The 12,222-nt window shown below is 54.5% G+C and carries 12 protein-coding genes; 8 read left to right on the forward strand and 4 right to left on the reverse strand.

From position 1 onward, the window contains the following. Positions 1-11: 11 nt before the first annotated feature. Complete coding sequence (locus N037_RS09395) at positions 12-614, forward strand: helix-turn-helix domain-containing protein (RefSeq protein ID WP_032640492.1); 603 nt, start codon at positions 12-14, stop codon at positions 612-614. Between the two features lie 85 nt (positions 615-699). Here the strand turns inward: N037_RS09395 and ygjG are convergent, their stop codons facing one another. After that, positions 700-2,079 (reverse strand): putrescine aminotransferase, encoded by a 1,380-nt coding sequence (gene ygjG / locus N037_RS09400; protein ID WP_032640495.1) that lies wholly within the window; start codon positions 2,077-2,079, stop codon positions 700-702. Between the two features lie 435 nt (positions 2,080-2,514). Here ygjG and N037_RS09405 point away from each other — a divergent pair, with 435 nt between their 5' ends. Then, positions 2,515-4,035, forward strand: coding sequence for a methyl-accepting chemotaxis protein (locus tag N037_RS09405; RefSeq protein ID WP_032640497.1), 1,521 nt, complete (start codon positions 2,515-2,517; stop codon positions 4,033-4,035). Positions 4,036-4,371: 336 nt separating this feature from the next. Continuing rightward, on the forward strand, positions 4,372-5,931 hold the full coding sequence (locus N037_RS09410; RefSeq protein ID WP_032640499.1) for a methyl-accepting chemotaxis protein: 1,560 nt from the start codon (positions 4,372-4,374) through the stop codon (positions 5,929-5,931). Here N037_RS09410 and N037_RS09415 read toward each other — a convergent pair. Further along, positions 5,928-6,422 carry a PadR family transcriptional regulator gene (locus tag N037_RS09415; protein WP_023333504.1) on the reverse strand — a complete coding sequence of 165 codons (495 nt, stop codon included), beginning with the start codon at positions 6,420-6,422 and terminating at the stop codon, positions 5,928-5,930. The genes N037_RS09410 and N037_RS09415 overlap by 4 nt on opposite strands. A 147-nt stretch (positions 6,423-6,569) precedes the next feature. Between N037_RS09415 and N037_RS09420 the strand changes: the two genes are divergently transcribed. Then, complete coding sequence (locus N037_RS09420; RefSeq protein ID WP_023333503.1) at positions 6,570-7,334, forward strand: siderophore-interacting protein; 765 nt, start codon at positions 6,570-6,572, stop codon at positions 7,332-7,334. On the opposite strand, the gene N037_RS09425 is transcribed toward N037_RS09420, so the two are convergent. Both N037_RS09425 and N037_RS09430 read right to left on the reverse strand, forming a co-directional pair. Next, positions 7,335-8,504: a DNA repair protein gene (locus N037_RS09425; protein WP_032640501.1), complete on the reverse strand. Its 1,170-nt coding sequence runs from the start codon at positions 8,502-8,504 to the stop codon at positions 7,335-7,337. A 389-nt stretch (positions 8,505-8,893) separates the two neighbouring features. Next, positions 8,894-9,385, reverse strand: coding sequence for an Hcp family type VI secretion system effector (locus N037_RS09430; RefSeq protein ID WP_032640503.1), 492 nt, complete (start codon positions 9,383-9,385; stop codon positions 8,894-8,896). A 295-nt stretch (positions 9,386-9,680) separates the two neighbouring features. Between N037_RS09430 and N037_RS09435 the strand changes: the two genes are divergently transcribed. From N037_RS09435 to N037_RS09450, 4 genes are all read left to right on the forward strand, one after another. Then, complete coding sequence (locus N037_RS09435) at positions 9,681-9,983, forward strand: polymorphic toxin type 44 domain-containing protein (protein ID WP_228117504.1); 303 nt, start codon at positions 9,681-9,683, stop codon at positions 9,981-9,983. Further along, positions 9,961-10,434, forward strand: a complete 474-nt coding sequence (locus N037_RS09440; protein ID WP_032640505.1) for a hypothetical protein — start codon at positions 9,961-9,963, stop codon at positions 10,432-10,434. Before N037_RS09435 ends, N037_RS09440 begins: the two co-directional genes overlap by 23 nt. Positions 10,435-10,520: 86 nt before the next feature. Further along, positions 10,521-11,537, forward strand: coding sequence for an S-type pyocin domain-containing protein (locus N037_RS09445; protein WP_231686682.1), 1,017 nt, complete (start codon positions 10,521-10,523; stop codon positions 11,535-11,537). Next, a complete protein-coding gene (locus N037_RS09450) occupies positions 11,534-12,001 on the forward strand; it encodes a DUF6392 family protein (RefSeq protein WP_032640507.1) in 468 nt (155 codons plus the stop codon). The genes N037_RS09445 and N037_RS09450 overlap by 4 nt, the downstream gene beginning before the upstream one ends. Positions 12,002-12,222 lie beyond the last annotated feature (221 nt).

Consider the following 12,222-nt stretch of genomic DNA (forward strand, 5'->3'; position numbering starts at 1 on the left):
GGTAATGACCAATGACTGATAAAGTCAATATAATGACTGATTCGGGTGCCGATGTTGCCCAGGTAAGCCTGGCCGTGGCGAACCGCATCCGCAACTGGCGTAAAGAGAAAAAGCTGTCGCTGGACGAGCTGTCCCGTCGCGCAAGCGTCAGCAAAGGCATGCTGGTGGAGATCGAAAAGGGTGCAGCCAACCCCAGCATCGCCATCTTGTGCAAGCTTGCCGCCGCGCTCGGCATCTCCGTGGCGGATATCGTCAACGTCTCCAGCGAGCCGCTGGTGCATGTTATCGAAGAACAGGCTATTCCGGTGCTGTGGCAGGGTGCGCAGGGTGGTTACGCCAGACTGCTGGCGGGCACCGCGGGCCCGGATATGATTGAGCTATGGCAGTGGGAGATGCAGCCGGGAGAGCGCTTTACCTCTTCGGGGCATCCGGCGGGCACCTTTGAGCTGCTGCACGTGAACGAAGGCATGTTAACCCTGACGGTGGACGAGACGGTAACGCAGATGGCTGCCGGGGCGTCGGCGGTGGCGAAAACGGAAGCCGCGCACGGTTATGCCAATGAAGGTGATACTGTGCTTCGCTTCACCATGACGGTGGCGGAGTTCCACCGATAAAAAGCAGCCCGGTGGCGCTACGCTTACCGGGCCTACATATGCAGTATTTGGTAGGCCGGGTAAGCGTAGCGCCACCCGGCGTTGATTACGCCTCTTCCACGCTCACGCGCAGCGCTGCCAGCGCTTTACGCGCCGCTTTAAGCACCTGCTCACACTGCTCAATCGTCAGCGTCAGCGGCGGTTCAATGCGGATGGTTTTCGAGTTGTTGAGCGTTCCGGCGACCAGTACCCGCTGGCGGAACATCTCGCTCGCGAAGCGATAGCCGGTTTCGTTATCGACAAACTCAATCGCCATCAGCATTCCTTTCCCACGCGCGTCCTGCACCAGGTCCGGATACTCCCGACCTAGCTGACGGAAACCGTCCAGCAGCATGTCGCCTTTCTGCTCCGCCTGCGCGGGCAGGTTTTGCTCCAGCAGCACGTTGATGGTTGCCAGCGCGGCCGCACAGGCCAGCGGGTTACCGCCAAAGGTGGTGGTATGCAGGAACGGGTTGTCGAACAGCACCGAGAACACCTCTTCAGTCGCAACCGTCGCACCAATCGGCATCACGCCGCCACCGAGCGCCTTCGCCAGGCACAGGATGTCCGGCTGAACGTTTTCATGCTCGCAGGCAAACATCTTGCCGGTGCGCCCCATCCCGGTCTGGACTTCGTCGAGGATCAGCAGCGCGCCAAACTCATCGCACAGCTGACGCACGGCAGGCAGATAGCCCTGCGGAGGGAGGATCACGCCGCCTTCACCCTGAATCGGCTCCAGGATCACCGCCGCCACGTCATCGCCGGTTTTACGGCATTCGCTCAGCACGGTGCGCATGGCGTTGATGTCGCCAAACGGCACGTGGCGGAAGCCCGGCAGCAGCGGCATAAACGGTTTGCGGAAGGTGGATTTGGCGGTAGCAGACAGTGCGCCCAGGGATTTCCCGTGGAACGCGCCGCTGGTGGCGATAAAGGTGAATTTCCCGCGCGGCGACTGGTACGCTTTGGCGAGTTTAATCGCCGCTTCGACCGATTCCGTGCCGCTGTTGCTAAAGAAGCTGTACTTCAGTTTGCCGGGCGTTAAGGCCGCCAGCGTTTTCGCGAGCATGGCGCGAAGCGGGTCGAGCAGTTCCTGGCTATGGAGAGGTTGTTTCGCAAGTTGATTCTGTACGGCGGAAACCACAACTGGATTACGGTGCCCCACGTTGAAGATACCAAAACCACCCAGGCAATCGATAAACTCCTGTCCCTGGGTGTCGACAAGCGTGTTAAGACTCCCCGCTTGCCACTCTACGGCTCCGTAATCCCCGCCGGCGGTAACAGATTTGCGATACTCCAGAAAACCTGGATTGACGTGCTCTTTAAAGTAATCGATGACCTCTCGGTTAAGTTGTTTCATCTCCTCATGATCGAGCGTTTGCTTCTCAATGAGATTCAGTGCGTGCGCGGTACAGGCAAGAGCCGAGGCGCTGGAAGGTAACCTGTTCAAAATGTGCTCCCGGGGATCGCGTATCACATGATACTGGTTTAAGTATTGCAGGGATTACGCCACTTCAGATGACTTAACGAAAATCGGGATAAACGCCAGGTTAAAATAATGTTGCACAATATTTAATCATGCCGAAGCAACCGAAACGGGATTTAGCGGTCCAGGACAGAGAGGGCAAATGAGGGCGAAAAAGCGCAATTGCACTAAAGAAGTGCATTCGCTGCTACTTAAGTGGGCATTAACTGGTCATGCTTTACAGGTAATTTCTTATCGAAAGTATTTGAAATCAATGAATTATAAAATCGTACAAAAAGTATGGTTTAAGTCAAATCTGCGATCTTCATCAAGTTTAACAACTAAAGATAAATTGTTTACCGCCGAAAAAACATTGACCCACAAAATTAACATTCAAATAACCTGCAAGGGATGCCCACGATGTCCTCTCCAACTTATGTCACCCAGAATGAATATCCTCTGGACGATGACACCACCTTAATGTCTACCACAGACCTCCACAGCTACATTACACACGCCAACGACACCTTTGTGAAGGTGAGCGGCTACCAGCTCGATGAGCTGACGGGCCAGCCGCACAATATGGTGCGCCACCCCGATATGCCAAAAGCCGCGTTTGCCGATATGTGGTACACGCTGCAGCAGGGCGAGCCGTGGAGCGGAATTGTCAAAAACCGGCGCAAAAACGGCGACCACTACTGGGTGCGTGCGAATGCGGTGCCGATGGTGCGCGGCGGGCAGGTGACTGGCTATATGTCCATTCGCACCAAAGCCACAGCGGAAGAGATTGCCGCCGTGGAGCCGCTCTACCGGGCGCTGAACGACGGAAGCTGTAAGAAACGTGTGCACAAGGGGCTGGTGGTTGGAAAAGGCTGGCTGGGCAAACTGCCGTCAATGCCGCTGCGCTGGCGCGTGCGCAGCGTGATGGCGGGGCTTTTTGCCGTGCTCGCCGCCACGCTGGTCGCGACCTCCGCCGGGTGGATGCCGCTCGCCGCAGCCGCGCTAGTGATGCTGCTGGGGACACTGCTGTTTGAGCAACAGATTGTCCGCCCGGTAGAGAATGTGGCGCGACAGGCCCTGAAGGTCGCAACCGGTGAGCGCAACAGCGTGCAGCATCTGAGCCGCAGCGACGAGCTGGGGCTGACGCTGCGCGCGGTCGGGCAGCTGGGCCTGATGTGCCGCTGGTTAATCAATGACGTGTCGAGCCAGGTGGTGAGCGTCCGTGACGGCAGCGACAGGCTGGCGCAGGGAAATGAAGACCTGAACGATCGTACGCGTCAGACCGTGGCGAACGTGCAGCAGACCGTCGCAACAATGAACCAGATGGCCGCGTCCGTTCAGAGTAACTCTGAAACCGCCGCCGAGGTGGATAAACTCTCCGTGGCCGCGAGCAGCGCGGCCACGAAAGGGGGCAACGCGATGCAGACCGTGGTTAAAACCATGGACGACATTGCCGACAGTACGCAGCGAATTGGCTCGATTACCTCTCTAATTAACGATATCGCTTTCCAGACCAATATTCTGGCGCTGAACGCGGCGGTTGAAGCAGCAAGGGCTGGGGAGCAGGGCAAAGGTTTTGCCGTGGTCGCGGGCGAAGTTCGCCACCTTGCCAGCCGCAGCGCCAACGCAGCGAATGATATTCGCAAACTCATTGATGCCAGCGCCAGCAAGGTGCAGTCCGGCTCTGAGCAGGTGCACGCCGCAGGCCGCACGATGGATGATATCGTTGTGCAGGTGAAAAACGTGACGCAGCTTATCGCCCAGATCAGCCACGCGACCTCCGAGCAGGCAACCGGGCTGTCAGAGTTGACGCGCGCGGTGGCCGAACTCGACAGCATCACGCAGAAAAACGCCGACCTGGTCGAGGAGAGCGCCCACATTTCTGCGATGGTGAAGCATCGCGCCGGACGTCTCAAAGATGCGGTGACCGTGCTCCATTGAGTCAATAATGTTCCGGAAAAGCCGTTTATTTCGTAAGGAATAAACGGCTTTTTATTTTCTGGTTGTAACTATTAATGTATTTTATTGTTAATTTAATATTAAATAACTAAAGAAAGTGCCTCAGTTATTTATCCCTGCCTAAGTCAGTTCTTCAGAATGCTATTTCAAAAATACCCCGTTTGACGGTCTGGTAACGATCGATGAGGCAATATTAATAGCCTACACCTATGCATTGCGGGGGTTATGAAATAAAAAAACGATCAAACTCATAAAGTTAGCTAAATCGTTACCGATAACAGCGATCGTCTGAGAAATAATCACATCGATGGAGAAAATATGTTCTTACATGACGTAAAGATCGGCACGAAATTATTTCTGGCGTTTGGATTCTTTATTGTCCTGATGGCGATCAGCGCGAGCCTGTCTCTTCTGAGTCTGAACCGGGCTAATAACGGGATGCAATCCATTATTACCAGTGATTATCCGACCACGGTAAAAGCGAACCAGTTAATCGATAACTTCCAGGAATTTATTAGCACTCAACAGCTGATGCTGCTGGACGAGCAGGGCACTTACACGGGGCAATCTCAGCAGCGCCTGAAAGAGATCAGCGAGCACATCACGGTGATCCTGGGCGAGCTGAACAACGCGTTGCAGGATCAAAAGTCTCAGCAGGTGCTGGCGGAAATCCGCAGCGTGCGCCAGCAGTATCTGGACTCGCGCTACCGCATTTTGCAGGCGGTGCAGAACAACAATCGTGCGGGCGCTATCCAGGAGATGATGACCACTACCCTCGCCGTGCAGCAGGCTTATAAAGCGAAGGTGAAGGAGTTGATTACCATTCAAAACAGCGAGATGCAGAGTGCCGGCGCGCAGGTGGAAGGGGATTTCAGGTCTAACCGCCTGCTGCTGATCCTGCTTACGCTCTTTAGCGTCGCGGCAGGCAGCCTGATTGGCTGGTTTATCGTGCGCGCTATCACGCGTCCGCTCGGCGAGGCGGTGCATTTTGCGAAAGCCATTTCAGAGGGCGACCTGACGGGCAGCATCACGCCACACGGCAAAGACGAAACGGGTCTGCTGCTGCATGCGCTGATGGAGATGAAAACGCGACTGCTGGATATTGTGCAGCAGGTGCAAACCGGCTCGGAGAATATCTCCAGCGCAGCCGCGCAGATTGTCGCCGGGAACCAGGATCTGGCCGCGCGCACGGAAGAGCAGGCAAGTTCTGTCGAACAGACCGCCGCCTCGATGGAGCAGATCACCGCGACGGTGAAAAATACCGCCTCGCATACCGGGGAAGCAACCAACCTCTCGGCGGATGCCGCCAGGGTGGTCAAAAACAACGGTGAGATGATGAAGCAGGTGACCAGCAAAATGCGCCTGATTAACGAGACGTCGAACCGAATGTCCGACATTATCGACCTGATCGACGCCATTGCTTTCCAGACCAACATTCTGGCGCTGAACGCAGCGGTGGAGGCGGCGCGCGCCGGCGAGCACGGTCGTGGTTTTGCGGTGGTCGCGGGTGAAGTTCGCCAGCTTGCCCAGAAGAGCGCGTCGTCTGCCAGCGAAATCCGCGAGCTGATTGAAAGCTCAACCAGCCAGACTCAGGACGGGATGAACCTGGTCGAGAAAGCGAGCGCGCTGATCAACGGGATGGTAGGCAACGTAGAAGAGATGGATGTGATCCTGCGCGAGATCCGCCAGGCCAGCCATGAGCAGACGGAGGGGATCTCCCAGATCAACAGCGCGATTGGCCTGATTGATGCCACCACCCAGCAAAACTCCGCGCTGGTGGAGGAGTCCGTCGCGGCGGCGGCATCGCTTAACGAACAGGCGATGCACCTGAAGGCGCTGGTGCGCGTCTTCCGCGTGAGCGAGCACGCTCCGGCTTAGTCCAGCTGGGAGATCTCGAGCGCCGCGCGGTCGATTACGCCGATAATCTGCTTAAGCTGCGCGTCGCTGAGCTCTCCCTGATTCACCTTCAGGTCTAACACCGCTTTGAAGTTATCCAGCGCCCGCTTCATCTGCGGGTTTTTGCGCAGCTGAAAACCGACGGAACGCGCTTTGATACGCACCTGGATCTGTTCCAGCTGTTCCCGGTTTTCGTCCAGCCAGCGTTGTCCTTCAGCGGTAATCGCAATCTTCTTACGACCGCTCTCTTCTTCCGTGATGGTGATAAAAGTCTGATCCTGAAGATAATCCAGGGTCGGATAGATCACTCCTGGGCTCGGGGTGTAGTTCCCCTGAGTCAGATTCTCGATCTCTTTGATCAGCTCATAGCCGTGGCTCGCGCTGCGGGTCAGGATATCCAGAATCACCAGCCGCAGATCGCCGTGGCCGAAAAAGCGCGGTCGGCGCCCGCCGCTGTCGTGTTCGTGTCGCATAAAAGGCCCTTCAATTTGATATATCTAAACTATATCTAAGATATATTCAGATGCAATCTAAAAGATCTTGCATTTTTACTGACTAGTAATCATTATCATTTGAAAATTGATTTAGATATATCGTATTCACCAGAGAAGGGGCTACAAATGGCATCTACCCGTTACCCACAGCGCGTTCGTAACGATCTGCGCTTTCGCGAGCTGACGGTGCTCCGCGTTGAGCGCGCCAGCGCGGGTTTCCAGCGTATTGTTTTAGGCGGCGAGCAGCTGGAGGGCTTTAGCTCCCGCGGTTTCGACGACCATACCAAAGTCTTTTTCCCGGCGCCCGGGGCAACGTTTGTGCCGCCGGTGGTTACCGATGAAGGCATCGAGTGGGGCGACGGCGTACGGCCGCAGGCGCGCGACTATACGCCGCTGTACGATGAGGCAACTCATGAGCTGGTGCTCGATTTCTTCATTCACGACGGCGGTATTGCCAGCGGATGGGCAGTACAGGCGAAGGTGGGAGACAAACTGACCATCGGCGGCCCGCGCGGTTCACTGGTGGTGCCTGAGGATTACGCCTGGCAGCTGTACGTGTGCGACGAGTCCGGCATGCCCGCGCTGCGTCGACGCTTAGAGAGCATTGCTAAACTGCCGGTTCGCCCGCAGGTTCATGCGGTAGTGACGGTCGGGGACGACTCTTATAAGGATTATCTGGCGCACCTGAGCGAATTCAACATCACCTGGGTTGTAGGCCACAACGCGCAGGCGGTAGCGGACCATCTGGCGGCGCTGACCGTTCCGGTGGAAGATTACTTTATCTGGCTGACCGGGGAAGGGAAGGTGGTGAAGACGCTGAGCCGCCAGTATGAAACCGACGCGATTGACCAGCAACTGGTGCGTGCCAGCGCATACTGGCACGCCAAATAGTCAGGCGGCGGAATCCAGCTGCGCTTCGTTCACCTGATGTTCGAGCGAGGCGCGGACCTCGTGCAGCGCTTTCTCCTGCTGAGCAAAGTACGCTTCCATATTGTTCAGCGACGAGACCAGAAGCCAGGACTCCTCTTTCTCCAGCTCCGCCAGCTCGTTCACTAAGGTGTCGATCTGCTCGCGGACCTGCACCATTTTCTTGCGGATGCGTTCCAGATCGTTCAGCCTGTCGCTTGCCATCAATGGCTCAAAGCCCTGCTGCAGGCGGGCCACCAGTGAGCGGATGGTTTTAACGTCACCACGCTGCTTCGCCTGGTTGAGCTGCACCATCATCGCGTTGGCTTCTTCTTTCAGATCGTCCGCAACCAGATCCGGGTGGCAGAGCTTGCTCGCCTGACGCCAGAGGCGTTTCAGCTCGTTCCGATCCTCTTCCGAAAGATCCTTGCCCTTGCGCAGCCGCACTTCGGCATCGTGATGCTGCTCGCGATACTTCTCGTACTCTTCGTTAGCGTCGTCTCGTGCCTGACGCGCAGGCTCCTCTTCGCGCGTTAAGCCGCTCTCCAGCTCCAGCGCTTCAGCCAGCAGGTTGGCAATCAAATTGCTTTGCTGCTCCAGATGCTTACGCGCCTCGGCGGCCTGGACGGAGTCGGCCGGGAGATCGCGCCAGCGCTGGGTGAGCGTCGCCAGCACCTCCACCGCCTGCGCCATATAGCGCTGGCAGCGACGGTAATCTTCCTCGCGACGACGCGCTTCCGCCTGCTGACGACGCAGGTTGAGCTCTGCCAGCGTTTTACGCAGGGCGAGGATCTGCTGCATCAGCGGGCCGAGACGGGAGAAATAGAGATCGTTGAACTCATCGAGCTGCTGCACCCGGGCGTTGCGGCGATCAATCAGATCGCGCAGACGCTCTTCCAGCGCTTTCAGCTCCAGCTTGCTGGCAGCCACCTGCGGATCGCGCCACTGGGTCACAGCGCGCTGGCCCTGCAGCCAGGCGGTAATTGCCGCCATCGCAGAGGTGTAGTTCTTCTCCTCAAGCGCCACGACGATTGCCTGTAGCTCATCGTCAAACGCTTCATTTTTCAGGCGTGTCAGCTGGCTCTGGATGATGTCGTCATCTTCCAGTTCAATGGCATTTTTAATGATTTCTAGCCGTTTGATCGGTGTGCTCATGATGCCTTTCGCTTTGGCGCTTAAGTATTTGAGTTAAGGTTAGTTGTTGTAAAAGCTACAGGAAATAATACACACGGATGATGATCGGCGCGATGGGGGATTTCTTTAGTTTTTAGGGTTTGTGAGGGTGAGCGGCAGGCCGGGCTACGTTTGATTGATTTCGTATGTGCTTGCATAGGGTGCAGCAAAAATCAGAGGCGGTAGCTGACAGAGAATGCTTAACAGCATTAAGCATGATTAAAATACCCCAAACGTGTAAGAAGTGCGGAGAGCCGGCACCGGGTGATCGCGCGAGGTATTGCCATCGAGGGAGGCTACGTGCTGGCAGACCCAGGGTGCGGAAGAATTGGCACTAAAAACAATATAGGGCGAATTAACCGCCCTTTTTTTTACGCTGTTACACGCTCGTTCCACGCGTCTGAATATTGGACGTTCCCATCGCAATACTTCCAGGTGATCCGCTCATAACGTAGCTGTACGCCCTCATTATGATTATGCATCTGTAAACCTGGCTCTTTGCAGTTATGCATAACTGGGCTAATGCTGACTACCCGCACATTCTCAAGCAGCATGTTGAAATACTCGACCTCTTGCCCCGCGTCGTTGATTCTGTACCACTTAATTTCAACGCTTTTAAGCGTCTGGCCGGTTGCTACCGCTTTATAGAGATACGGGCTGGAGCTATCAAATTCTTTCTCGATCATAAGCGGCGCATGTAAGCGTGTACCCGTGATTTTGCCCGTGTTGCTATCGGTTGGAACAAGCAAGCCGTGACTAAAAGAGAGAATTTCTACGCTACTTTCACGATCCTGAACATCTACAGACCCCCTGATCAGGTTGCCGCCATCGTCTTTAAGCCACATGTAAGCTGGAATAGCCATTTTTAAAACTCCATTTTATGAGGGTAAACCCTCATTAAACGGCTAAAACCGGATCGCAGGTGATACAAATTGTGTTATCGGTATGAGTGATTAAAACGCGTTAGATATTGATATTAATAATAAAAATGATTGATTGATCTCAAACAGTACCGTGCAGCGCCGTTGGTCTTATGTTGCTGGTTTTGCCAGGCAAAAGGGAATAACGATGGCATGTATACCGATTTACCCGCCCCGCGGGCTGGAAATTTTGCGCGAACACATTAGGCTCGCGCGGGCGCGTCACGGAGTCCAGGATATGGCTACCCCGCTTACGTATACGTGGTTTTATGAGCGAGTAAGAAACGGCGGGGTGTGGGATTACAAACAACAAAAACGGGCTTACGCTGACTTCGGGAATTTTCATTACGGCGCGGTGGGTTATGCAGCGTGCATACCTGCAAAGATTTTGCTTATTGCCGCCGGCGCGGCGCAGTGGAAAGCCGGCACATCAAGACCAGAGTGGGGGAATTTCACGGGGGCCCCGCCGTTTGGTGATGATCCGATGGACCAATTTTGGATAAAGCAAGGCATAGACTATGTTAAGCAGCACCACTATTAAGGCGTTTAAGGCGTTGCATTGGGTGGCTACATTCGCTATGGCTATAGTGATTGCGGGGTACTGTTATTTTCAGCATATCCAGCGCTTAACGGTGAGTGACAAACTTTATGAGGTTCGCCAGCTCACGCCCCGGACCTGGTTATACATTACTGAGTATGACGGCTCTAACATGACTACGGGAGAAGTGTATCGCTATTTTTTAGCAAGCAAGATTGACGGCGATCCGCTGGTGGCTCTCGAAAAACAACATATCGCCCCAACGCTTACAGCGAACACCGCCCGCGCGAAAGTTGACGGCATAGGCAACAATATCTCATTTACTGTTTATGGCACCGTGTACAGCTTTACAACGTCCGCTTTTTTTTATGATGCAGAGGGAATAGCGGCCGCGCCGTCAATCGACTTAACGGCCCGTGGCGAGAGCTGGGAAAAGGGGAAATTAAGTCGATAATAAATATTTATTTATAAACAGAGGATATCCCCGTACCGAAAAAGCGCAGCGCCCTGTATCGCTGGTGGAACGGCAACCATGAGGAAATGGGTTATCAGGCCGCCGTTGCTGCCGCAGCTGCAGCTACACGCGCGCAGACGGCCACGGCAGGCGCAAGCCTGCTGGAGCTGATAAGCGGCAGGGCGCTGACATACGGCACCTGGGCGGTGCGGGGTGCTCCCGTGGCCGGGCTACTGGTGGGAATGATGCCCGGCAGGCTGAACGACGGCGAACAGGACTTTATCGACCGTATGCGCCTGGCGCAGATGCGTGAAGCCCCGAGTCGTGTTCGCTATACGTGGGAGAACGACAGCAGGGGGAACCCGGTGCCGCACGGCTGGCACACGCCACCTGGCCGGGACAGCGTGCGCGTCAGAAAAATGGAGTACGACAGCAGGGCGCAGGCGTACACGTTCACCACGGAGGAAGAACCGCGCATAACCATCGTGTGGACGCCTGACCGGACAGACGAGAAAAAGCCGTGGAATACCGGCAACCAGGCGCGGCCGGTGCTACCGAACCCGGTGGTTGTTGACCCGCTGCCGCATGATACCGGCATAACTGCGACCACCAGCCCGGCACCAGAGGAAAAGAGTTTCGCGGATTATATTCTGATCCTGCCGTTCCCTGACCTGCCACCAATTTATATTTACCTGAGCAAACCGCCGGTGGAGTTTCTGGAGGTCGAGTTATACAGTGACTTTAAACGCCGTTCGCGGCAGGGGATGTATGAGGCGGATCACATGCCGTCTGCCGCTGCTGTTAAAGCCTATTTACGCAGGGAATATCCGAATTTAAAAGAAACGGAAATTCAGGAGTTTTCATCACAGGTAGCGGCTATCGTCGTTCCCAAGGATGTGCATCAGAAAATAAGTGAGACTTATGGCGGGCGTAATACTCCTGCACAAATTGATCTGGACTCGCAGAGCTTACGGGCAGCAGTGAATCGTAATCTAGATGCCATAAAGCCAGCATTAAAAAAACATGGTGCAACGGAAAGCCAGATAGAAGCTGCCAGGGTTAAAATTCACGAATTGAATCGTAGCGTGGGGTTGTACGAATGACAGTAAATGTAGAAGCACTGATCCGTAATCTTGGCAGGAGCTATAAAGAGTTAGTTGATAATGAAATAATCACTTACAAAAGTGACCCTAAAGGGGCAGCAGGCGACCCCGTGTTACTTTTACCAATGGCGAACGAAGGTGTCTATTTAGCCTTTAATCGAGAAGGGAGAATACTGAAAGAAATTACGTTGTCTATTCAGCGTGATGGCGTAAAGGGATGGATCTTTCCGAATGAACTTCCTACACCGTTGCAGCAAAGCATGTCTCGCATCTGGATTCATCAGGCGTTTGGTGAGCCTGAAGGCGCGGTTGCCCCAAGAGCCATAATGAATCGTTCTTTCGGTTGGGTTGAAAAGTACACCGTTGAAGATTTTCACACGCCAATCACAATGCAGGTTGATTACGATCTTGACGATATGGTGAAGGAAGTTGCTTTTATTCTCACTTCTGAAATTCGCTGGTGAACTCAACATAAGCCCCGAAAGGGGATTTTTTGTGATCGTTTCTTACTGCGAATTCGCAAAAAAATCAGCCAGGAAAACTGCGAATTCGCAATTTTTCGGTTTTGTGCTCCAAACTGTTCCCCCTGTTTTGTGCCCATGGAGTTGTTAATTGAATGATTTATATCTAATTTTAATCCATCCAGAATGCGATTTATGGACCCGGCAAAATTGCGAATTCACAA

Source organism: Enterobacter sp. EGD-HP1, from assembly GCF_000733275.2.
Classification (GTDB): domain Bacteria; phylum Pseudomonadota; class Gammaproteobacteria; order Enterobacterales; family Enterobacteriaceae; genus Enterobacter.